This window comes from Amnibacterium sp. (assembly GCF_051956055.1).
GTDB lineage: Bacteria > Actinomycetota > Actinomycetes > Actinomycetales > Microbacteriaceae > Amnibacterium.
The window spans coordinates 1-22,045 of record NZ_JBQCGC010000009.1 but is presented as its reverse complement, the minus strand read 5'-3'; the positions used below and the strand labels follow the sequence as shown (position 1 = coordinate 22,045).

22 protein-coding genes and 1 tRNA gene are annotated in these 22,045 nt (G+C 71.4%); 5 read left to right on the top strand and 18 right to left on the bottom strand.

The window, feature by feature from the left end:
• Nucleotides 1-17 precede the first annotated feature (17 nt).
• A complete protein-coding gene (locus tag ACTHLI_RS01235; protein ID WP_440180923.1) occupies nt 18-1,484 on the top strand; it encodes a DUF2254 family protein in 1,467 nt (488 codons plus the stop codon).
• 41 nt (nt 1,485-1,525) lie between these two features.
• On the opposite strand, the gene ACTHLI_RS01230 is transcribed toward ACTHLI_RS01235, so the two are convergent.
• From ACTHLI_RS01230 to ACTHLI_RS01165, 14 genes are all read right to left on the bottom strand, one after another.
• Nucleotides 1,526-2,566: a hypothetical protein gene (locus tag ACTHLI_RS01230; protein WP_440180922.1), complete on the bottom strand. Its 1,041-nt coding sequence runs from the start codon at nt 2,564-2,566 to the stop codon at nt 1,526-1,528.
• Complete coding sequence (locus ACTHLI_RS01225; RefSeq protein WP_440180920.1) at nt 2,563-3,750, bottom strand: hypothetical protein; 1,188 nt, start codon at nt 3,748-3,750, stop codon at nt 2,563-2,565. The genes ACTHLI_RS01230 and ACTHLI_RS01225 overlap by 4 nt, the downstream gene beginning before the upstream one ends.
• Before the next feature lie 353 nt (nt 3,751-4,103).
• Nucleotides 4,104-5,810 carry an FAD-dependent oxidoreductase gene (locus tag ACTHLI_RS01220; RefSeq protein WP_440180919.1) on the bottom strand — a complete coding sequence of 569 codons (1,707 nt, stop codon included), beginning with the start codon at nt 5,808-5,810 and terminating at the stop codon, nt 4,104-4,106.
• Nucleotides 5,810-6,073 carry a UBP-type zinc finger domain-containing protein gene (locus ACTHLI_RS01215; RefSeq protein WP_440180917.1) on the bottom strand — a complete coding sequence of 88 codons (264 nt, stop codon included), beginning with the start codon at nt 6,071-6,073 and terminating at the stop codon, nt 5,810-5,812. Before ACTHLI_RS01215 ends, ACTHLI_RS01220 begins: the two co-directional genes overlap by 1 nt.
• Complete coding sequence (gene trxA, locus ACTHLI_RS01210) at nt 6,070-6,570, bottom strand: thioredoxin (protein ID WP_440180915.1); 501 nt, start codon at nt 6,568-6,570, stop codon at nt 6,070-6,072. Before trxA (ACTHLI_RS01210) ends, ACTHLI_RS01215 begins: the two co-directional genes overlap by 4 nt.
• On the bottom strand, nt 6,567-6,755 hold the full coding sequence (locus tag ACTHLI_RS01205) for a hypothetical protein (RefSeq protein ID WP_440180913.1): 189 nt from the start codon (nt 6,753-6,755) through the stop codon (nt 6,567-6,569). The genes trxA (ACTHLI_RS01210) and ACTHLI_RS01205 overlap by 4 nt, the downstream gene beginning before the upstream one ends.
• Nucleotides 6,756-7,015: 260 nt before the next feature.
• On the bottom strand, nt 7,016-7,594 hold the full coding sequence (locus ACTHLI_RS01200; protein WP_440180911.1) for an NADPH-dependent F420 reductase: 579 nt from the start codon (nt 7,592-7,594) through the stop codon (nt 7,016-7,018).
• 33 nt (nt 7,595-7,627) lie between these two features.
• On the bottom strand, nt 7,628-10,264 hold the full coding sequence (clpB, locus tag ACTHLI_RS01195; RefSeq protein WP_440180909.1) for an ATP-dependent chaperone ClpB: 2,637 nt from the start codon (nt 10,262-10,264) through the stop codon (nt 7,628-7,630).
• Nucleotides 10,265-10,269: 5 nt separating this feature from the next.
• On the bottom strand, nt 10,270-10,572 hold the full coding sequence (locus tag ACTHLI_RS01190; protein ID WP_440180907.1) for a chaperone modulator CbpM: 303 nt from the start codon (nt 10,570-10,572) through the stop codon (nt 10,270-10,272).
• On the bottom strand, nt 10,569-11,495 hold the full coding sequence (locus tag ACTHLI_RS01185) for a DnaJ C-terminal domain-containing protein (RefSeq protein ID WP_440180906.1): 927 nt from the start codon (nt 11,493-11,495) through the stop codon (nt 10,569-10,571). The genes ACTHLI_RS01190 and ACTHLI_RS01185 overlap by 4 nt, the downstream gene beginning before the upstream one ends.
• Nucleotides 11,496-11,499: 4 nt before the next feature.
• Nucleotides 11,500-12,060, bottom strand: coding sequence for a nucleotide exchange factor GrpE (locus tag ACTHLI_RS01180; RefSeq protein ID WP_440180904.1), 561 nt, complete (start codon nt 12,058-12,060; stop codon nt 11,500-11,502).
• Nucleotides 12,061-12,065: 5 nt separating this feature from the next.
• A complete protein-coding gene (dnaK, locus tag ACTHLI_RS01175; RefSeq protein ID WP_440180903.1) occupies nt 12,066-13,940 on the bottom strand; it encodes a molecular chaperone DnaK in 1,875 nt (624 codons plus the stop codon).
• Nucleotides 13,940-14,467: a general stress protein gene (locus ACTHLI_RS01170; protein ID WP_440180901.1), complete on the bottom strand. Its 528-nt coding sequence runs from the start codon at nt 14,465-14,467 to the stop codon at nt 13,940-13,942. The genes dnaK and ACTHLI_RS01170 overlap by 1 nt, the downstream gene beginning before the upstream one ends.
• 5 nt (nt 14,468-14,472) lie before the next feature.
• A complete protein-coding gene (locus tag ACTHLI_RS01165) occupies nt 14,473-14,919 on the bottom strand; it encodes an Hsp20/alpha crystallin family protein (RefSeq protein ID WP_440180899.1) in 447 nt (148 codons plus the stop codon).
• A gap of 475 nt (nt 14,920-15,394) precedes the next feature.
• Between ACTHLI_RS01165 and ACTHLI_RS01160 the strand changes: the two genes are divergently transcribed.
• The gene (locus ACTHLI_RS01160) at nt 15,395-15,778 is read left to right on the top strand and encodes a hypothetical protein (RefSeq protein WP_440180898.1); all 384 of its coding nucleotides are present in this window, start codon (nt 15,395-15,397) and stop codon (nt 15,776-15,778) included.
• A gap of 102 nt (nt 15,779-15,880) precedes the next feature.
• Complete coding sequence (locus tag ACTHLI_RS01155) at nt 15,881-17,554, top strand: PucR family transcriptional regulator (protein WP_440180896.1); 1,674 nt, start codon at nt 15,881-15,883, stop codon at nt 17,552-17,554.
• Nucleotides 17,555-18,202: 648 nt separating this feature from the next.
• Here ACTHLI_RS01155 and ACTHLI_RS01150 read toward each other — a convergent pair.
• A tRNA-Pro gene (locus ACTHLI_RS01150) sits at nt 18,203-18,279 on the bottom strand.
• A 125-nt stretch (nt 18,280-18,404) separates the two neighbouring features.
• Here ACTHLI_RS01150 and ACTHLI_RS01145 point away from each other — a divergent pair.
• Nucleotides 18,405-19,649 carry an FAD-dependent oxidoreductase gene (locus ACTHLI_RS01145; RefSeq protein ID WP_440180895.1) on the top strand — a complete coding sequence of 415 codons (1,245 nt, stop codon included), beginning with the start codon at nt 18,405-18,407 and terminating at the stop codon, nt 19,647-19,649.
• 56 nt (nt 19,650-19,705) lie between these two features.
• Here the strand turns inward: ACTHLI_RS01145 and ACTHLI_RS01140 are convergent, their stop codons facing one another.
• Nucleotides 19,706-20,563 carry an aldo/keto reductase gene (locus tag ACTHLI_RS01140; protein WP_440180893.1) on the bottom strand — a complete coding sequence of 286 codons (858 nt, stop codon included), beginning with the start codon at nt 20,561-20,563 and terminating at the stop codon, nt 19,706-19,708.
• Nucleotides 20,564-20,666: 103 nt separating this feature from the next.
• Nucleotides 20,667-21,047, bottom strand: coding sequence for a thioredoxin (trxA, locus tag ACTHLI_RS01135; RefSeq protein ID WP_440180891.1), 381 nt, complete (start codon nt 21,045-21,047; stop codon nt 20,667-20,669).
• A 56-nt stretch (nt 21,048-21,103) separates the two neighbouring features.
• Here trxA (ACTHLI_RS01135) and ACTHLI_RS01130 point away from each other — a divergent pair, with 56 nt between their 5' ends.
• Nucleotides 21,104-21,760 carry an SDR family oxidoreductase gene (locus ACTHLI_RS01130; protein WP_440180889.1) on the top strand — a complete coding sequence of 219 codons (657 nt, stop codon included), beginning with the start codon at nt 21,104-21,106 and terminating at the stop codon, nt 21,758-21,760.
• A gap of 51 nt (nt 21,761-21,811) precedes the next feature.
• Here the strand turns inward: ACTHLI_RS01130 and ACTHLI_RS01125 are convergent.
• A partial coding sequence (locus ACTHLI_RS01125) for an SDR family oxidoreductase (RefSeq protein WP_440180887.1) occupies nt 21,812-22,045 on the bottom strand: 234 nt, incomplete at its 5' end.

Genomic DNA, 22,045 nt, shown 5'->3' with positions numbered 1-22,045 from the left:
CCTGGGATCCTCCGAACGTGGCCAAGGTGCGAACACGTGCGCAGGACGGCCCTGACGGGGATTGGGCTGGCGATCCGCTGAACCCACCGTCTGCGCCGAAGACCAGGAGCCGGCTCTCGCGGTTCGTCGCCGAGTTCCTCCGACTGCCGCTGCTGATGATGGCCGGCGCGGCGGTGCTCGCCGTGCTCGTGTCGATCGCCGACGCGCATGCTGCGCCAGGCGTCCCCTGGCGCAAGGTCGCCGAGGTGGTGGTGCCCGGCAAGGACGCGCAGAGCTTCCTCTCCACGGTCGCCACGAGCCTGATGACGGTCACGTCGATCACGTTCTCCGTGCTCGTCGTCGCGGTACAGCAGACGGCGAGCTCCTTCAGTGCGGTCGTGTTCGACCAGTTCCTCCGCCGTCGTGCCAACCAGATCTACTTCGGGTTCTTCACCGCGATCACGATGTTCACGTTCGTGGTCCTCGGCCTCGCTCGCCCCCACCCGAACCCCGTGTACGGCGCCGTGGTCACCCTGGTGCTCGTCGTGGTGGGACTGGTCGTGCTCCTGCTGCTCGTCCACGGCACCGTCGACCAGATGCGACCTCAGACGGTCGTGCGATTCATCCACGACCTCGCGCTGGAAGCCCGGCAGCGCGAGCTCGAACTGCTCGGCCGCACGCGCGCCCACCGGCGGACGGACCCGGCGACCCGCTCGCGCATCGTGCGGCTCGACGACAACGGCTACGTGACGAGGATCCGTGTCGATGCGCTCGCGGCGATCGCGAAGCGGATCGGCGACGACGCGGAGGTGATCGTCGACGCCGCTCTCGGCCGGTTCGTCGTCTACGGGGACCCCGCAGTGCATCTCGTCGGCGTCGACGCCGACTCCGACCGCTGGGACGACGATGTGCGGCGAGCGTTCGCGCTCGACGACATCCGGGACGTCCAGATCGAGACGGGGTACGCCATCGACGAGCTCTCCAACATCGCCTGGACCAACGCCACCAGCGCGAAGCAGAGCCCGAACGCCGCGGTCGCCGCCATCCGCTCCCTCGAAGACCTCGCCGGCCGCTGGCTCATCGCCGGCGAACGGGACCGGTCGGAGATCTCCCTCCGCCGCGACAGCTCCCCCGTCGTCTACAAGGACGGCGCGGTCGAACAGGTCCTCTCCGCCCTCGCCGCATCGATCGTCGCCACCGCGGAGTCCCGGCAGGCGGACACCTGCGCCGAGATCCTCTTCGCCTTCGCAGGGCTCGCTCCGCGTCTCCGCACTGCGGACGACCGGACGGCGTTCGACCGGGCGCTCACCACGTCGCTGCCCGCGGTCGTGCAGCAGATCGAGCTCCCTCGCCTCGCCGATGCCCTGCAGGAGCTGGACGCCGTCCTCGACGGAGACGGTGAGACCGGGCGACGCGTTCGGCGAGCCCGAGAGCTCCTCGCCGCGGCGAACGATGACCTGGCCGCCTCCTCCCGCGCGAGCGAAGGAAAGGCCCACCCGCGCTGATTCCGGCGCGCTGCCGCTGAGGGAGCCGCCCGCGTCGAGGCTCAGACCGGACTCCGCCCCGGAACGGGGTCGGGTTCCGCCACCGGCGCGATGGTGTCGACCCGGCTGCCGTCGATGGACAGCGCGAGCACAGGGCGACGGTCGTCCCATGCGAGTCGGAGGATGACGCCTGCGGTCTCGCCGCGGGGTTCGACGAGTCGCGCGGCCGCGCGGGACACGAGCTGCGCGAGCTGCCACGGCGGCGGCGGCTCCTCCCCCGTGTCGTCGACGAGCAGGACGTCCACGCCTCGGGCGCGCAGATCGCGGACCACCGAGACCAACGGTTCCCGGACGAGCGCGCGACCGCGGATGCTGTCGCGCAACTCGGCCTCCAGCAGGCGGACGGCGATCGGATCGACCGCATCGCCCCGGGCGATGGCCTGAAGTGTGGGGACCGCCTGCTCCCGCACCTGCTCGAGCTCGGCGTCGACGGCGGTCGCGCTGGAGCGGTCGTGCGCTTCGCGCGCTGCGCGAGCCTGCTCGTCGGCGCGGGTCTCGCTGATCCGAGCGGCGGTGCGGTGGAGCGCCACGGCGAAGATCGTCCCTGCGATCAGCGCGACGGGCTGCCCGTAGACGAAGCCGAGGCCGAACACGGGCGAGCCGGTCGCGACGGTGCTCCACACGAGGACCGTGCATCCGGTGAGCGCGGAGCCGATCCAGGCGGACACGATCCTCGCTCGGAGCGCGAGACCGAACAGCAGGAAGTTGACCGCACCGAGCTCCCACGCATCGAGCCCCGGTGGGCGATCGATCGGGAGGTGCCACGTCATCGTCCACACCGCCCAGATCGAGATGGCGAGGATCGCGATCGTGCGCCACCGGGGCAGCGGTGTCGGGCTGGGGCTCGCGAGCAGCGCGGCAGCGACGACCACGAGGGCGAGGTCGATCAGGCCCGCCGGCGAGCTGCCCGCCGTGCCGACGAAGAAGAGGACCACCACCGAGTACACGACGGCGTAGCAGCCACCGAGGATCCACGCTCCACGGCCGACGAGCCCGAGCTCGGTGCCGACGTCCGGCGGGACGGGCGCACGACGACCGGTCATGGTCGGCTCCAGGTGAGTTCCACCAGCGTGCCGCGACCGATGATCCCGACGACGCGCGCGCGTCCGCCGGCTGCGGTCATCCTCGCGATGATGCCGTGTCGGATCCCGAGCCGCGACAAAGGAACGGCGGCGAGGTCGAACCCGGCTCCGTCGTCGAGGATGAGGACGGTCGCGGTCGAGGCGCTGGCGACGACGTCGACCTGGCGCGCGACCGGCCGGTCGTCCGGGGCGTGGCGGATGCTGTTCCGCAGCGCTTCGGAGCTCGCCTCGAGGATGGCGGCGGACGCTGCGGCCGGGATGCGGCCGTCGTCCGTCGTGGTGTAGTCGAAGACCGCCATCGGGTCCAGGCGGGTGGTCATCGCCTGCAGCTCCCACGCCAGCTCCGTCGGCTCGCGATCACCGCCGGCCGACGACACGTCGAGCTGCTCGACGGCCTCCAGCGCTCGTCGCGCCTCGTCTCGCGCGAGGTCGAGGTCGACCCGCGGGTCGGCATAGGCGAAGAGCGCGACGATCACACTGTCGTGGATCAGCGCGGCGATCCGGCGACGCGCGGTTCGCCGCGCCTCCGCCTCCGCAGCCTTGGTCGCCTCGGTGACGGCGGTCCTCGTCGCGTCATCGAGCCTGAAGCCCGCCCGCTTGAGCGCCGCCGCGAGCACCGCGAACAACGTGACGAAGAAGACGCTCACGATCGCGTTGCCGAGCGCCTCCTGACGGGCAGCCGACGGCACGGTGACCGCAGCGAGCAGGAAGATGCCGAGCTGGAGCGCGATGTTCGCCGAGACGGCCGGGAGCCATGACCACGCCACAGCTGCCGCGGCCCCCGCGATCACCGCGAGCGCTTGGATCCACGGCATCCCCGCTCCCGCCGGGAGCACCGCGCCCTGGAGTGCGAGCGGGGCCGCGAACACGGCGAGCACCATCGCGACCGACTGGACCCCGCACCACGTTCGCAGACGCCGCGTCCGGCGCAGGAGCCCGAGCAGCAGGATCGCGAACGCGGGGACCACGACCGCCGCGGCCGCGGACGCCGTCCACCACCACGGGAACGACGACGCCTGCGCGATCGCGCCGGGCAGGTTGAGCACGAGCAGGATGAGCGCGGCGGTCTGCAGCGTGAGCGCCATGACTCGCTGCACCCCTGCGGAGGCGAAGTCGTCGGGGACGACCACCGACCCGGTGCTCACCGCTCCGCCACCTGCCGACCGCACGAAGCGCTCATCGACGGAGCTCCGGGAGCGATCGCCCCCGGTGCCCGGCCATCGACCCGCGCGCTCGTCGCCCACGCGAGCACGGCGGACGGCGACGGGCGAGCGATCGGGACCGGCGTCCATCACGGCCGACGCCAGCACGCAGCACCGACGATCGACCGAGGTCCGGCCCAGCTCCGCGCGAACGGCACAGCACCCCGATCGTCGACCAGCGCTCCGCGACCGGTCACGAGACCGCCTTCCTCCGCCTCCGTAGGACCAGACCATAGTGTCCGATCCGTCGGCTCCCGATTCGAGCGCACCGCCGCGAGGCGGTCGGCCCGCGCGGGTCAGCGCCGACAGCCCCCGGTCTCGAGGTACTCGTGCACCATCCTGACGACGCTCGCCCCTTCACCGACCGCCGCCGACATGCGCTTCACCGATCCGCTTCGTGCGTCACCGACGGCGAAGACACCGGGCACGGAGGTCTCGAACGGCTGCCTTCGGGGGTCGTCGGACGCCACGCCGGAGCCGGTGACGAGGTAACCCCGTTCGTCGCGCTCGATCTCGGCCCCGAGCCACGATGTCGCGGGCGTCGCCCCGATGAAGACGAAGAGGTACGCGGCGGGCAGGTCTTCGCGCGTGCCGGAGGGCTGATGCTGGACGGTGACCGACTCGAGGCGATCCGAGCCGTGCGCCCGCACGACCACGGTTCGCAGATGCACGCTGATGCGCGGCCCGGCCTCCACCTGGGCGATCAGGTACCGCGACATGCTCGCTGCCAGGTCGTCCCCACGCACGATCAGGTGCACGCGTGAGGCGGTCTGGGCCAGGAAGACGGCCGCCTGCCCCGCCGAGTTCCCACCGCCGACCACGACGACCGGGTCGGTGCCGCATTCGAGGGCCTCGCTGATCGTCGCGGCGTAGTAGACGCTCGTGTGCTCGAAACGATCCAGGTTCGCGACGGCGAGGCGGTTGTACTGCATCCCGGATGCGATCACCACCGACCGCGGCAAGAGGCTCGTCCCGTCCGAGAAGCGGACGCGGAGCGCACCCCCGTCGACGACGAGCTGCTGCGCGGTGGCGGGCGCGAGGAGGGTGCCGCCGAACTTGGCGACCTGGACCTCGGCGCGCTCGGCGAGCTCGGCGCCCGAGATCCCGGAAGGGAAGCCGAGGTAGTTCTCGATCCGGGCCGAGCGTGCGGCCTGGCCGCCGGTGGCGACCGCGTCGCTGAGAACAACGGACAGCCCGTCGGAGGCGGCGTAGACCGTGGCAGCGAGACCGCCCGGCCCAGCGCCGACGACCAGCACGTCGCTGGACGTGCCAGGTCGGGCTCGCCGAAGACCCAGCGCCTCCGAGACCTCGACGATGGACGGATTGCTCAGGATGCGCGAGCCGCCGACGATGACGACCGGCACGTCGGCGACACCGACCCCCAGCCGCCGCAGGATCGTCTCGGCGGCAGGGTCACGGTCCAGGTCGAGCAGCCGGTGCGGCACGCGGTTGCGAGCGGTGAAGTCGAGCAGTCGGCGGGTGTCGGGTGAGAAGCGGGATCCGACGATGCGCAGGCCGCTACCGAACCCGATCGCCATCGACCGTCGGATGAGGTAGGCGCGCAGGATGACGTCGCCGATCAGTGGGTCGCTGGTCACGATCCGCTGCAGCGCCGGGATCGGCACCGCGAGCACCTTGCCGCTCTCGAGCGCGGTGATCGTGTCGAAGGAAGGCTCGCCCTCGAGCAGCCCGATGTCGCCCACGAAGCGGCCAGGGCCGTGGATCTCGACCCGTGTATCCGCACCTCCCACGTCTCGGCGGGCGGAGTCCTCGCCGCTCGGATCGGGATCGGAAACGCCGTGGTCGACGCTGAGCAGGCCCTCGGCCACGACGAGGAACGAATCGAGCGGCACACCCGCCCACGCGAGCACCTGCCGCTCCGAAACCGGCATGGTCGTCCCGACCTCGCTCAGCGTCTGCAGATGCGGCGGCGTGAGCCGCGGGTACGCCCCGAGCGTGTCGGGCGTTTCCGCCGGCGGCGACCACGTGTCGGGGCTGCCCATCACGCGAAGTTCTCGTCGAAGTAGCACCAACGCCAGTTCTCCCCCGGTTCGAGGGATCGGACGATCGGATGCTCGGCATGCAGCGCGTGTGCTCGTGCGTGTCTCATCGGTGAGGAGTCGCAGCAGCCGACCTTCCCGCACGTCAGACACAGCCGGAGGTGCAACCAGGGCGTGCCGAGCGCGACGCATTCCTCGCAGGCGCCAGGGGTGCGCGGAGCCACAGGACGGATGGAGGCCAGATGGGGATCGGGACGGCCGATCATGGGTCACCCTTCGAGGGCGCGCCGTTGCCGGGCGCCTTCTCGTGCTTCGCGTCCTGCACCATCGCCTCGTCGAACCAGTGACGCAGCGCCGCGACGGGTACCGCGCCCGCCCGACGCGCGATGACCTTGCCGTGGTGCGTGATCAGCAGCGTCGGCACGGCCTGCACCATGAATCGGGAGGACAGCCCGGGCGCCCGGTCGACATCCACCTTCACGAGCTTCACATCGCCTGCCCGCTCGGTGGCCAGCTGCTCCAGCGCCGGGCTGACCATCCGGCAGGGGGCGCACCACGTCGCCCACATGTCGACGATCACCGGCGGGTCCGCTTTGTCGACGATCTCGGCGAAGGTGTCATCAAGGGCGTCGACGATCCACGGCAGCGGCTTGTGGCAGTTCCCGCAGCGTGGGCGCCCACTGGCCCCGACGGGCACGCGGTTCGTGCGCCCGCAGTTCGGGCAGCGGATCAGCGTGGACGCGCCAGCGGCCGCGGTCGTCATGCGCCCACCCCGTCGTCGGAGGGCGTCCGGGCGGGGCTCTGCAGCCCGTCGACGACGACGCCGTCCCATAGGTCGATACATGGATCGGAGGGCACCTCCACTTCCTCGATGCGGGGGTAGCCGAGGCGCTCGAGCGTGGCTCCGGACCGCTCCCGGATCAGCGCCCTCGCTCCCCGGATCGCCATCGTGCTTCCCCCGTGGCCGGGTACTCGTTCCCGCCGGGGACCATTGCAGTCCGCCATCGCCCGGAGCGCATCGGCGGATCTGCCGATGCGCCGACGTTCACACGATCCGGTCTCCCCCGGTCGGACCCGCTTCCCACCAACTGCCGAACCCTCCATCGTCTCGCCGCGCGGTTCGCCGGAGATGTCCGCGCACCCCCGGGAAGAGCCGCTCAGGCGCTCGACACCGAGCGACCGCCCGGACGGCCCGTCCCCGCTTCGGCTCAGCGGACGACGGCGAAGCCGCCGGTCCAGCTCACCTTCTCGGCGACGGCGAGCGTGAGCTGCAGGAAGCCGAGCGCCTCGAGCTCCCGCGCGCGCTTGAGCGAGCCGGCGTCGATCGCGTCGATCGCGCCGCCCGCCGTGATCGCCCCGACGAGGGCGGTCTTCGCCTCGGCGTCGTCCCCGGCGACGAGCACGGTGGTCCGGTTCCCGCCGATCGAGCCGGCGGCGAGCGTCGCGGCGAACGTCGTGTTGAACGCCTTCAGCACGTGCGAGGACGGCAGAGCGGCGGCGAGCTCGGCCGCCGCGGACGAATCCGCCGGCACGGTCAGGCCGTCGAAGGTCTGGAAGTCGAGCGGGTTCGTGATGTCGACGACGGTACGGCCCGCGAGCTGGTCCTGGAATGTGGACGCGATCGAGGCGAGCGCCGGGTACGGCACGGCCAGCACGACGATCGAGCCCTCGATCACGGGATCCTTCCTCCCGGTGTCGATGTGCTGGATCGAGTGGTTCCCGGCGGCGAACACCGAGGCGATGGCGGACCCCATGTTGCCGGTGCCGAAGATCGTGATGACAGCCATGTCGGCCCTCCTGTCGAGTGACGCGCGTGTCCTTCACGCGGCTGCCTTTCTCGTCTCCTGGTGGCGGTCGATCTCCACCCTCAGGTCGTCGTCCACCACGTCGATGGTCAGCCGCGACCCGTCGGTGACGTCCCCGGACAGCAGCGCGCGGCCGAGCCGCGTCTCGATGTCGTGGGAGATGTAGCGCCGGAGCGGTCGTGCCCCGTACATCGGGTCGTAGCCCCGCTCCGCGATGAGCCGTCGAGCCTCGGGCGTGACCTCCAGGGTGATCTGCCGCTCCCGCAGCCGCGCGCGCAGCTCCCCCAGCTGGAGCTCCACGATGTCCTCGATCTGCTCCAGCCCGAGCGGGGCGAAGACCACGATGTCGTCGACGCGGTTGAGGAACTCCGGACGGAACCGCGAGCGGAGCTCGCCCAGCACATCGGACCGCACCTCCTCCGGGATCGCTCCCCCGGATGCGGCGGCCATGAGCAGCAGCTCGGCCCCGATGTTGGACGTCATGATGATGATCGTGTTCCGGAAGTCGACGGTGCGCCCCTGGCTGTCGGTGATCCGCCCGTCGTCCAGCACCTGCAGCAGGGTGTTGAAGACGTCCGGGTGGGCCTTCTCGATCTCGTCGAAGAGGACCACGCAGTACGGCCGCCTCCGCACCGCCTCGGTGAGCTGGCCGCCTTCGTCGTAGCCGATGTATCCGGGAGGGGCCCCCACCAGCCGGCTGACCGTGTGGCGCTCCTGGTACTCGCTCATGTCGAGCCGGATCATGGCCGACTCGCTGTCGAAGAGCGCTCCGGCGAGCGCCTTCGCGAGCTCGGTCTTGCCGACGCCGGTGGGCCCCAGGAAGATGAACGATCCGATCGGGCGCCGCGGGTCGCGGATGCCGGAGCGCGCCCGGATGATGGCCTCGGTCACGAGCTCGATCGCCTCGTCCTGCCCGACGACCCGCTCCTTGAGGATCTGGTCGAGCCGCAGCACCTTCTCGCGCTCGCCCTGCTGCAGCCGTGCGACCGGGATCCCCGTCCAGGCGGCGACGATCTCGGCGATCTCCTCGTCGGTGACCATCTCGCGCAGCAGCCGCTGCTTCCCCTGCTTGGAGGCGAGGATCTCCTCCTCAGCGGCGAGGCGGCGCTCCACCTCCCCCAGACGCCCGTACCGCAGCTCCGCCGCCCGGTTGAGGTCGTACGCCCGCTCGGCCTCCTCGGCTTCACGGCGCAGCCGTTCGAGCTCGCCACGCAGCTCCTGGACCTTGCGGATCGCCCGCCGTTCCGCCTCCCACTGGGCCCGCTTGGCGTCGGCCTCCGCGCGGAGATCCGCGAGCTCCCGGCGCAGCTCCTCCAGGCGCGTCCTGCTCGCGGCGTCGGTCTCCTTCGTGAGCGCCGCCTCCTCGATCTCGAGCCGGGTGACGCGGCGGGTCAGCTCGTCCAGCTCGGCGGGCATGGAGTCGATCTCCGTGCGCAGGCGCGCGCAGGCCTCGTCGACGAGGTCGATGGCCTTGTCGGGGAGGAACCGGTCGGTGATGTAGCGGTGGGAGAGCGTGACGGCCGCGACGAGGGCGTTGTCCTGGATCCGGACGCCGTGGAACACCTCGAGGCGCTCCCGCAGCCCGCGCAGGATCGAGATGGCGTCCTCGACGCTGGGCTCGTCGACCATCACCGTCTGGAAGCGGCGCTCCAGGGCGGCGTCCTTCTCGATGTGCTTGCGGTACTCGTCGAGCGTCGTGGCGCCGATGAGGTGGAGCTCCCCGCGGGCCAGCATGGGCTTCAGCATGTTCCCGGCGTCCATCGCCCCCTCGGTGGCTCCGGCCCCGACCAGCGTGTGCAGCTCGTCGATGAACAGCAGGATGCGGCCCTCGGATGCCGTCACCTCGGCGAGCACCGCCTTCATCCGCTCCTCGAACTCGCCCCGGTACTTCGCCCCCGCGATGAGCGAGGCGAGGTCGAGCTCGAAGATCGTCTTGTCGCGGAGCCCCTCGGGAACGTCGGTGCTCACGATCCGCTGCGCGAGGCCCTCGACGATCGCCGTCTTGCCGACGCCCGGCTCCCCGATGAGCACCGGGTTGTTCTTCGTCTTCCGCGACAGGATCTGCACGACCCGCCGGATCTCGGCGTCACGCCCGATCACGGGATCCAGCCGCCCGGTCCGCGCGTCGGCGACGAGATCGCGACCGTACTTCTCGAGCGCCTCGTAGGTCTGCTCGGGGGTGGCCGAGTTCACGTGCTGGTTGCCGCGCATCGACGTCAGCGCGCCGAGGAACGCCTCGCGAGTGACGCCGTGCGCCCGCAGCACCCGGCTCGCCGCTCGGGCCCCGCCGTCGTCCGCGATCGCGATCACGAGGTGCTCGACGGAGACGTAGGCGTCCTTCAGCCGCGTCGCCTCGCGCTGGGCGCGGTCGAGCGTCGCGCTGAGGCTCCGGCTCGGATAGACCTGACCGGGCGCGGCGCCCGGTCCTGTGACGCGCGGCTTCCTGGCGATCTCGGCCTCGAGGTCGCCGCGCAGCGCTGCCACATCCACCCCGATGCGCTCGAGGAGCCGCGGGACGATCCCGTCCTCCTGCGCGACGAGGGCGAGCAGCAGGTGCTCCTCGTCGACCTCCGTCTGCCCTGCGCGGGTCGCGAGGCTCTGCGCCTCGGCGAGCGCCTCCTGCGACTTCTGCGTGAGCTTGTTCATGTCCATGGCGGTCAGCGGCCTTCCGTTCCGAGGGTCCCTCGCCGGCCTTCGAGCGCCTCGATCCGATCGAGCAGCTCCAGCACGAGGGCGATGGCGGCGTAGTTGAGGGCGAGATCGGCGTGCAGCCGGACGATCCTGCGGAGCAGCGCCGGGGCGGCCGGCGGGAACCACATGCGGCCGGCGGCGTCCGTCGTCCACGGCACGAGGCCGAGCTCGGCGAACCGTTCGACGAGCTCGGGATGCAACCCCGCCTGTGCGGCGGCGGTCGCGACGTCGAGCCGGGCAGCACGCACCGGCAGGAACGAAGCGCTCATGTGGACTTCCTCGGATCGAAGGAGGACGCCCGGCGCAACTCCTCGAAGAGCTCGCGTTCATGGGCGGTCAGGGGGTCGGGGACGAGGATCTTGACGCGTGCGAGCAGGTCGCCGTTCTGCCCGCCCGGTCGCGGCATCCCCTGCCCACGGAGGCGGAGCCGACGTCCGCTGGGCGAACCGGGCGGGACGTGCACCGTCACCCGGCCGCCGGGAGCCCGAACCCGCACCTCGGCTCCGAGCGCCGCCTCCCAGGGCGAGACCGGCAGATCCATCTCGATGTCGACGCCGTCGAGACGGTATCGCCGGTCGGACCGCACCCGGATCGACACGACCAGGTCCCCGGCGCCGGCGTCTCCCCTGGCTTCGCCGCCGGCGCCGGAGACGCGCACGCGCTGCCCATCGACGACCCCCGCCGGGATCTCGATGTCGAGGTCGTGCACCGCGCCGCCGGCGTCCTGAAGACGGACGGTGCGCCGCCCTCCCTTGAACGCCTCCTCGACGCTCAGCGCGAGCTCCGCCGAATGGTCGGCACCTCGCGCCGACCTGCCGAAGACCTCGCCGAACAGGTCGTCCCAGTCGATCCCGGCATCGGCGCCATCGGTCGAGGCGCTCGACCAGGTGGTGTAGCGCGGCGAGCCGCTCGGCCGTCGCCCGCGCGGTGGCGCCTCGCCCCCGCCTCCTGCGGCCTGGCCGGCGGCCGCGTACTGACGGAAGTCCGGACCGAACCGGTCGTACTGCGCGCGCAGCTCCGGATCGGAGAGCACGTGATGCGCCTCGCTGATCCGTTTGAACCGCTCGTCGGCGCCGGGATCCTTGTTCACGTCGGGGTGGTACTTGCGGGCGAGCGCGCGGTAGGCGCGCCTGATCTGCTTCACGTCGGCCGTGCGCGACACCCCCAGCGTCTCGTAGAAGTCCTCGGCCACCTCGTCACGCCCCGGCGGCGGTCGTGACCACGCCGGCGGGGCGCAGGATGTGGGAGGCCGTGCCGTAGCCGGGACGGAGCACCGCGACGACCGTCCGCGGTGGCAGTTCGGCGGCCTCGACGACGCTGATGACCTCGTGCAGCTGCGGATCGAAGGGGACCCCTACGGCGTCGATGCGGGGGTACCCGAGCCCGCTCAGCCCCTGGATCGCGGACCTGCGCACGACCTCGATGCCGGCCCCCAGCGCCTCGTCATCCGCCGGCACGAACGTGACCGCCTGGTCGAGACCGTCGACCACCGGCAGGAACACCGCCGCGACGCGTGCACGCTCGCGCTCGCGTGCGCTCTCGATCTCGCGCGCGGTCCGCTTGCGGACGTTGTCGAGATCCGCCGCCGCCCGACGCCACCGGTCCTCGGCCACCGCGGTGCGGGACTCGAGATCGTCCGCTGCGGCGGCGCTCGCCGACGCAGGGCCCGGCGCGGCGGGCGCCGGGCCGGTGCTCCCCTCGGGCGCCGGACCGGCGGTCTCACCGTCGTCAGGAGCATCCGGGTCGGCCGTCGGCATGCCCGTCAGCCCCGATCGAACTCGGCGTCGACGACGTCGTCGTCGGAGTCGCTCGCCCCGGGTGGTGTCGGCGGGACCGTCTGGGCGGCCCTGGCCGACGCCAGCGCCGCCGCCACCTGCTGCAGCTCGCCGGTGAGGTCTCGCGCCTGCTGCGCGGGAACCTCACCCGCGACGGCCTCGCGGGCCTGGCCGATCAGGAGCTCCGCGCGCGCCCGTTCATGCTCGGGCACCGCGGTGCCGAGCTCGGTGAGGGTCCGCTCCACCTGGTACGCGGCGGCGTCGAGCTCGTTCCGTGCGTCGATCGCCTCGCGCAGCCGCTGGTCCTCGCTGCGGTGCTCCTCGGCCTCCTTCACCATGCGTTCGATCTCGGCCTGGTCGAGGGTCGACGTGTTGCTGATGGTGATGCCCTGCTCGGTGCCGGTGTCGCGGTCACGCGCCGTGACATGCAGGATGCCGTTGGCGTCGATGTCGAACGTGACCTCGATCTGCGGCTCGCCCCGCGGCGCCGGGCGGATCCCGGTGAGCTGGAACCGCCCGAGCACCCGGTTGTCGGCGGCGCGCTCCCGCTCCCCCTGCAGCACGACGATCTCCACCGAGTCCTGGTCGTCCTGCGCCGTCGAGAAGACCTCGCTGCGCCGTGCGGGGATCGTCGTGTTCCGCTCGATGATCTTCGTCATCACGCCGCCACGGGTCTCGACGCCGAGCGACAGCGGGGTGACGTCGAGCAGGAGGACGTCGGACACCTCGCCCTTCAGCACGCCGGCCTGGATCGCCGCACCGACCGCGACGACCTCGTCGGGGTTCACCGTCATGTTCGGCTCTTTGCCGCCGGTCAGCCGCTTGACGAGGTTCTGCACGGCCGGGATGCGGGTGGAGCCGCCGACGAGGATCACCTCGTCGATGTCGTTCTCCGTGATCTTCGCGTCCGACATCGCCTGGCGGACCGGCCCGAGGCACCGCTCCACGAGATCGGCGGTGAGGTTGTCGAACACGGCGCGCGTGACCGTGGCGGTGAGGTGCTTCGGACCCGACGCGTCCGCGGTGACGAACGGGAGGCTCACCTGGGTCTGGCTGACGGAGCTGAGCTCCACCTTCGCCTTCTCGGCCGCCTCGAAGAGGCGCTGCAACGCCTGGGGGTCGTTCCGCAGGTCGATCCCGGTGTCCTTCTTGAAATCCTCGGCGAGGTGGTCCACCAGACGCCGATCGAAGTCGTCACCACCGAGGTGGGTGTCACCGGCGGTGGAGCGCACCTCGACCACGCCGTCGCCGACGTCGAGCAGGCTGACGTCGAACGTGCCGCCGCCGAGGTCGAAGACGAGCACGGTCTCGTGCTCCTTCTTGTCCATCCCGTAGGCGAGTGCGGCGGCGGTCGGCTCGTTGATGATGCGGAGCACCTCGAGTCCGGCGATCCTCCCCGCGTCCCTCGTCGCCGTGCGCTGGGCGTCGTTGAAGTAGGCGGGCACTGTGATGACCGCCTCCGTGACCTTCTCGCCGAGGAACTTGGCGGCGTCGTCCGCGAGCTTCCGCAGCACGAGCGCGCTGATCTCCTCCGGCGCGAAGAGCTTGCCCCGGATGTCGAAGCGCGCCTCCCCGCCCGGACCCGGGACCACGTCGAATCCGACGGCCTTCGCCTCCTCCGAGATCTCGTCGAAGGTCCTGCCGATGAACCGCTTGGCGGAGGTGATCGTGCCCTTCGGGTTGAGGATCGACTGCCGTCTGGCGAGCTGGCCGACGAGTCGCTCCCCGCTGTCGGTGAACGCGACGACGGACGGCGTGGTCCGTGCCCCCTCCGCGTTGGGGATGACCTTCGCCTCGCCCGCCTCCCAGACCGCGATGACCGAGTTGGTGGTGCCGAGATCGATTCCGACCGCCTTCGCCATCAGAGCCCCCCGTCCCTGCCCGCCGAGCGACCTTCGGGACCGGATGCCGCGTCCTGCAGGATCCCCCGCGCTTCGCGCGCCCACGCGGTGTCGACGAGCACCTCGTACCGGCTGGCACGGAGCGTGGCGGCCGAGACGAAGTTCCGCTGGCGACCCGTCAGCGAGTAGTCGATCGCGCCGATGACCGCACCGATGATCGCTCCGGCGATCAGCCCGTCGACGATCAGGAGCAGGCCCGCGACGATCGGCGTCAGCCAGCTGAAGAGGGTGAACAGCCAGCAGATCAGCACGCCGGTGAGCGCGCCGGCGAGCGCGCCGCGACCGACCGCGCCCCAGAACGTGAGCCGACCGCCGACGTTCTCGACCCACTGCAGATCGTCCCCGACGATCCGGGTGTGCTCGACGGGGAAGCCCCGCTCGGCCAGCTTGGAGACGACGGCCTCCGCTTCGCGCAGCTCGTTCACCACCGCCAGGACCTGGCTGTCCTGCCCCACGCCGGGCGCGGAGGACGTTCCTGAGATCGTCACGGCGATCACCGGCTCACGTGGACGCCGGAGGATGCGGTCGTCTCGTCCGCCGGGGACGAGGAGACCGCCACCTTCCGGGGCTTGCTCGACTCGTCCACCGGGATCGTCAGGACGAGGACACCGTCGCGGAGCGCCGCCGAGAGCCGGCCGCTGTCGAGGCTCTCCCCCAGGTAGAGCTGTCGCACGAACTCGCCCCGCGGCCGTTCGTCGATGAGCACCTCGTCGTCGGGGCCGCGCAGCCCGTCGCGGTGGGCGCGCACCGAGACGACGTTGCGCTCGACCTTGACGTCGATGTCCTCGCCGGACACGCCGGGCACGTCGAGCGCGACCGTGTACTCGTCGCCGTGCCGGAACGCCTCGATCGGCAGCGCCCAGGTGCGCCTGCCCTGCGGCATGTTCTGCTCGAGCAGGCGATCCACGTCCCGGAACGTGTCGAACCCCATCAACGTCATGACTCCTCCTGAGTGCTGGACGGCATTCCTGACGACTGCTCGGCTCGCTCGTGAGCCGGCACGTTCGCGGGCGCCACCGGGCTGCCGGCCGGTCACATGAGAGGGTGCGCACGAACTGAGCGACAGTCTCGCCCCGACGTTCGGGGTCGTCATCGACCCGGACGGACAGGACCGCGCGGCCGGATCTGACCCGCCATGACCAGCCCGTCGCGCCGGGCCGGGGCTCCCCCATCCGCAGGCGCGACGGGCCTCGTGGACCTCCTCCGCCGGGACCGGAGGCCCGGACGGCCGGGGCGGCGACTCCGCGCTCGTACCGCAGGCCAGGGCGGGTTGCCCTGAGCGCTTCATCCGCCCCGGGCGTTCTGCCCCGACGTGCCGATGCGGCGGGTGCCGCCGCCGCATACCGTCACCGCCGCGGGATCCGGCCTTCCCGGCCGCCTGGCAGGAAGACCCCTAGCGACCCGAGGAGCGGTTCATGGCCAGCGAGACGACGACTCCGACCGAAGACGAGTTCGTCATGGCGATCGAGTCCGGTCCCCTGACGGAGGTCGAGATCCGAGAGACGCCCGACGGCACCGGGCTGATCGTCGCCGCAGTGGCGCTCGATCCGGACACCGCCGACGAGGTGCCGGTCAGCATCACCCTCGATCCCGAGGGCGAAACCTTCGTGGTGACGATCGCGACCGACGAGATCCTCGTCCCGCGGGACCAGCCCGTGCAGAACGCGGTCTCCCCCGAGAGCTCGGGGCGCATCGGAGCGCTCCAGAAGCTCCACGACCTGGCCACGAGGCTGGAGCAGGAGGCGAAAGGGAAGGCGCGGGAGATCGCCGAGCGGCTGCGGCTGAAGCACAACGGCTGATCCGCGGCGGCACGCGATAGCGGCCGGTCCCTCAGCAGAGAACGCCCATGGCGCGGCCTGCGAACGCGCGTACCCTTGCGCTCGAGAGCAAGGGTGGTCGCGATGGGCGGCTCACGCCCCGGCGACACGGGGCGAGCGGTGGTGGACGGCGAACCGGACTCCGGTTTGTACCGGATCTTCCTGGCGGGTTCCGAGATGTTCGAGGACCCGACGGTCAGCAACACCTTCCGCATCGCGAACAGCACCGTTCGCGCGGTCTCGGCCTGCACCGTGATCGCCACCTACTCCGTCGAGCAGGGCCGCCTTCGCCGGTTCTCCGGTGCGCCCGACCTGGCGCTGGACATCCTGGTGACGACCCCTGGTCGCGGCGACGGCGCTCTGCAGAGCACGAACGGCGCCTGGCGGTACGCACTCTTCCTGACCGCGCATGCGGCTCAGCACGGATGTCTCGTTCTCCAGGCGGCGGCGGCGCCGTCCGCCGAGGAGGTGTTCCTGCTCAGCGCCCTGGCCAGACCGACGGGAGCGGCGCTGGCGACCTCGGAGCTGCTCGCCCGCGAGCGCCGGCGGACCGCCGAGCTCCGGAAGCAGGGTGAAGCGCAGGCCGACGTGAACCAGGCCATGTCCAGCACGATCCAGCACCTCGGAGCCCGGCAGCGCGTCCGTGAGGTGTTCGCGACGGCGGTCGCCTCCGGCGGGGGCGAATCCGCCGTCCTCGAGGCGCTTCACGCGCTGACCGGCCGATCCGCCGTGCTGCAGGACTCATTCGGGAACGAGCGGGCGCGGGCCGGCCCCGAGGACCGGCGGGGGCCGACAGCGGTGCTCGAGCCCGATGGGGCGTCCACCGGGAGCGAGCGGAACGGTGGGGAGTGGTGCGCGCGCGCCATCCGCTCGAACGGCCAATTCCTCGGCTTCGTCGGCATCCTCGACGCGGACCACACCGTCACCGACGATGATCGGTTCACCCTGGAGCTTGCGGGCACGTCGCTCGCGATCGGGATGAGCCATCGCCGGAACCTGGCCGAGATCGAGATGCGTCTCGGACGGGACCTCGCCGCCGATCTCGTGTCAGGGGCAGATCCGGAAGGATCCCGGATCCGCGCGGAGGCCCTGCAGTACGACCTCGGCCGGCCGCAGCGAGTCGTGGTCGCGAGCTCGGCCCTCCCGTCTCCGAAAGGGATCCAGATCGATGCAGCGCTCCGCCAGGCGCTGACCGCGCTCCGGGTCCCGGCGCTGGTCTCGCGGCACAGCGATTCGGCCATGGCCGTCGTCGGCGACGATCGCGACTGGTCTCGGCTCCACGAGCAGCTCGCCATCGCGTTCGGCAGCCCGAACTGCTCGATCGGCGTCGGCGGCCGCGGCCCCGGAACCGACCTGCCGACGTCGTTCGCACAGGCGCGACGGGCCCTGCGGATCCGGACAGAATCGCGTGACCCGTACGGGCTCAGCAACCACGACGACCTCGGCCTGCTCCGGATCCTCGACAGCACCGACGGCGGAGCCGAGGTGGAGAGCTTCGTCCAGGAGTGGCTCGGCATCCTCCGCGAGCACGACCGCGTTCATCACTCCGACTTCGTGCACACCCTCGGCGTGCATCTCGACACCGGCGGGAACTACGACCGCACGGCCGCAGCGCTCATCGTGCACCGGAGCACCGTCCGGTATCGGCTGGGCCGCATCGAGGAGCTGACCGGATACGACCTGTCCGATCCGGACACGCGGTTCCACCTGCACGTCGCGACGCGTGCCTCCGCGGCGTTCCGTGGCGCCGCGGCATGAACGAGCGACGGCACCCACGAACGATCGGCGGAACCGACGCACGTCCTCAGCTTCGGCAGTATGCGCCGTGATCGGCATCGGAGTGCTCGTCGGGCAGCAGACGACATCCGCAGCGTCAACGCGTAGATCGAGTTCGCAGGCAGCCGCCCGAAGCCGCCTCGAACCGCTGCCCGCGAGACGTCTCACATCCCTGCTCGTGAGACGTCTCGCCTCCGCTCTCCTGATCTGGGACGCCGCCGGCGCCCTGCCGACAGTGCTGATCCCGCACGCTGGGTCACCCGGAGAGGCCTTGACCAGCCCCGCAGCTGGCTTCGTCCTCTTCCCCGCCGGTTGGGTCGCCGTGACTGCCCTCACACTCGTTGTCACTCGACGCTGGCGTCGAGGTGCGGAGCGTGACACTCCGCTGATGTGACGAGGGGTGGGGTCTTCACCGCGGTCTCGAAGCGTCTCGGTCACTCCTCGGCCTCGATCACGAGCGACCTCTACGGCCATCTCCTCGACGATGCAGACCGCGCGATGGCTGACGCCGTGCAGGACGTGCTCGACCACGAACCCGGTTTGAGCACACATCGAGCACACATGGCCCTCGTGGCACCAAGAAGGGCCTGATCGACGACGAATGATTGCCGTCTTGATCAGGCCCTTCGCTGGTCGGGCTGACAGGATTTGAACCTGCGACCCCTTGACCCCCAGTCAAGTGCGCTACCAAGCTGCGCCACAGCCCGTGGCGGCGCGCAGCGGGTGGAGCCGCTGCGAGCCTCCGACAGTGTAGCGGTGGCGTGAGCGTCACGACGGACCCCACCGCGGCAGCGCGCGGGCGCCTCCCGCTTCGGGCGAGTAGAACGGCGACATGTCGGAGGAACGGACGACCGTCGCGATCTCGGGAGGCGGACCGGCGGGCATCATGCTCGGTCTGCTGCTCGCACGGCAGGGCGTCGAGGTGACCGTGCTCGAGAAGCACGCGGACTTCCTCCGCGACTTCCGCGGCGACACCGTGCACCCGATGACGCTCGACATCCTCGACGAGCTCGGGCTGATCGACGAGTTCGACCGGCTCGTCCGGGGGCGGATGCGCGCGGTGCGGTTCGCGACCACCGACGGCGAGCTCGTGCACCAGGACCTGCGGGCGGTCGCGCCGCGGGGCGCCCGGTTCGCGGAGATCGCGCTCGCGCCGCAGTGGGATCTGCTGAACCTCCTGGTCCGCAAGGCCGAGGAGTACCCCGGGTTCCGGATCGTGATGGAGGCCGAGACGACCGGCGTGCTGCGCGACCACGCCGGGCGCGTGCGCGGGCTGCGGTACCGGCTGGGCGGGGAGGAGCACCTCCTGCACGCCGTGCTGAGCGTCGCCGCCGACGGGCGGCACTCGGCGCTGCGGGACGAGATCGGGACCGGGGTGGTGGAGCTCGGCTCCCCCATCGACGTGCTGTGGTTCCGGATCGACCGGCGCGAGGACGAGCCGACGGAGCTGCGCGGCACGATCGGGCGCGGGGGCGGCATCGTCGCCATCAACCGGGGCGACTACTGGCAGGTCGCGTTCCTCGTGCGGAAGGGGACGGACGCCGAGATCCAGGCGGCCGGGCTCCCCGCGTTCCGCGAGCGCGTCGGCTCGGTCGCGCCGTGGATGCGCGACCGGCTGGACCAGCTGCGGAGCTGGGACGACGTGAAGCTGCTCTCCGTCACGGTCGAGCGCCTCCGGCAGTGGGCGGTACCTGGCCTGCTCGCGATCGGCGATGCCGCGCACACGATGTCGCCGATGGGCGGCGTCGGCGTGAACCTCGCTGTCAGCGACGCGGTCGCGACGGCGAACCTGCTCGGCCCGGACCTCCTCCGCGCGCAGCGCGATCCCGACCGGTTCGCGAAGGTCCTGAACCCGGCGATCCTCGACCGGGTGCAGCGGCGTCGGCAGCTGCCGACGACGCTCACGCAGCGGGTGCAGGTCCTCGGGCAGGACCAGGTGATCCGGTTCACCGAGTCGCCGGAGGGGCGGCCGCTGCTGCCACCGGCACCCGTGCTCGCGCTCCTCAGGGGGCCCGTGTCGCGGATGATCCCCCGCGTCTTCGTCTACGGGATCCGCCCGGAGCGCGTCGCGCGCTGAAGGTGTTCCTGGATCCGGGGGTCTGCGCAGATCCCCGGATCCAGGGTCACCTCGGGTCAGACGGCCTGCTCGAGCTCCTGGACCTCCTCCGGGGTCAGCTCGATGTCCGCGGCCTTCATGTTGTCCTCGAGGTGCGCGACCGACGAGGTGCCGGGGATCGGCAGCATGACCGGCGAGCGGTGCAGGAGCCACGCGAGCGCCAGCTGCGACGGGGTCGCCTGGTGCTTCCTGGCGAGCTGGTCGAGCTTGCCGCCCTCCTTCGCGAGGCCGCCGGTGGCGAGCGGGAACCACGGGATGAACCCGATGCCGTTCGCCTCCGCGTGGTCGAGCAGCGGCTCCGCGTCGCGCTTCGCGAGGTTGTAGAGGTTCTGCACCGAGACGATCGTCGCGATCTTCTGCGCCTCCTGCAGCTGCTCCACGCTCACCTCGGAGAGCCCGATGTGGCGGATCTTGCCCTCGTCCTGCAGCTTCTTCAGCTCGCCCACCTGGTCCTCGAGCGGCACCTTCGGGTCGATGCGGTGCAGCTGGAAGAGGTCGATCGTGTCGAGCTTCAGCCGGCGGAGGCTCATCAGCGCCTCCTGGCGGAGGTACTCCGGACGCCCGACCGGCGGCCACTGGCTCGGGCCGACCCGCGTGAGGCCCGCCTTCGTGGCGATCACGAGCCCCTCCGGGTACGGGTGCAGCGCCTCGGCGATCAGGTCCTCGGCGACGTACGGCCCGTAGGAGTCGGCAGTGTCGATGAAGTCGACGCCGAGCTCGACCGAGCGCTTCAGCACCCGGATCGCCTCGTCGTGGTCCTTCGGCGGCCCCCAGACCCCCGGGCCGGTCAGCTGCATGCTGCCGAAGCCGAGCCGGTGGACGGTGAGGTCGCCGCCGATCGTGAAGGTGTCGGGATTCGTGGTCGTGTCAGTCACGTCGAGTCATGCTCGTCGGCGATGCTGAGTGCATCCCGCGACTTCCCTGATGCACGGAAAGGGCCCCGTCCGAAGCCGGACGGGGCCCTTCGCGCTGCTGGGGTCAGGACTGCTGCGCGGACGCCTGCTGCTGCTGCTCGGCCCACTGCTCGCGGACCTTGTCCATGTCGAGAGCCTGGACCTGCTCGATCAGGGACTCGAGCGCCTGCCCGGGGAGCGCACCAGGCTGCCCGAAGACGGGGATGCCGTCGCGGTACACCACGAGCGTCGGGATGGAGGTGATGCCGTACATGCCGGCCAGCTGCTGCTGGTCCTCGGTGTCGACCTTCGCGTACGTGATGTCGGGGTGGGTCTCGCTGGACTGCTCGAAGACCGGCGCGAACTGCTTGCACGGCCCGCACCAGTCGGCCCAGAAGTCGATGAGCACGGTGCCGTCGGCCACCGTTTCGTTGTGGTTCTCGAGGGTCAGAGTCTTCGTCGCCATGGTCCATGCAACCACGTTCGGGGTGCACGCATTCCCGCTCGGTACGGTGCCTCGTCATGAGCACCGTCGTGATCGTCGGCGGCCACGGCAAGGTTGCGCTCCGCCTCGCGGAGGCGCTGACCGGCCAGGGCCACGCCGTCCGCAGCACCATCCGGAACGAGGCGCACGGCGCCGACGTCGAGGACTCGGGCGCCGTGCCGTACCTCCTGGACATCGAGGGCAGCGACGCGCACGACTTCGCCGACGTGTTCGGCGGCGCCGACGCGGTGGTGTTCAGCGCGGGCGCCGGCGGCGACGGCAACGCGAAGCGGAAGCGCACCGTCGACCTGGAGGGGTCGCTGAAGTCGATCGAGGCCGCGAAGCTCGCCGGGGTCGCACGCTTCGTGCAGGTCTCCGCCTTCGGCGTCGACGACCCGCTCCCGCCGGACACGGACCCGGTGTGGCGCGCCTACGTCGAGGCGAAGCGGGACGCCGACGCCGCGCTGCGCGGCTCCGGGCTCGACTGGACGATCGTCCGCCCTGGGCGGCTGACGGACGACCCGGCGACCGGGCGGGTGCGGATCGGCGCGGACATCCCCTCCGGCGCGATCCCGCGCACCGACGTCGCCGCGGTCATCGCCGCCGTGCTCGCGGACGGTTCCACGGTCGGCGCCCAGTTCGAGCTGACCTCCGGCGACGACACGATCGCGGACGCGCTCGCCTCCCTCCGGTGACCCGGCGGGCCGTGCCGGAGGACGACGCGTCCCCCGGCACGGCGCGGAGGCTCACGGGGTGGGCATGCCGCCGTTCACGTTGAGGGTCTCGCCCGTCACGTAGCTCGACTCGGGACTCGCGAGGTAGACGTAGGCGGAGGCGAGTTCCGCCGGCTGCGCGGGCCGGCCGAGCGGGGTCTGGGTGCCGAACTCCGACAGCGCCTCCGTCGGCTGGCCGCCCGCCTGCTGGAGCGGCGTCCAGACCGGGCCGGGAGCGACGACGTTGACCCGGATGCCCTGCTCGGC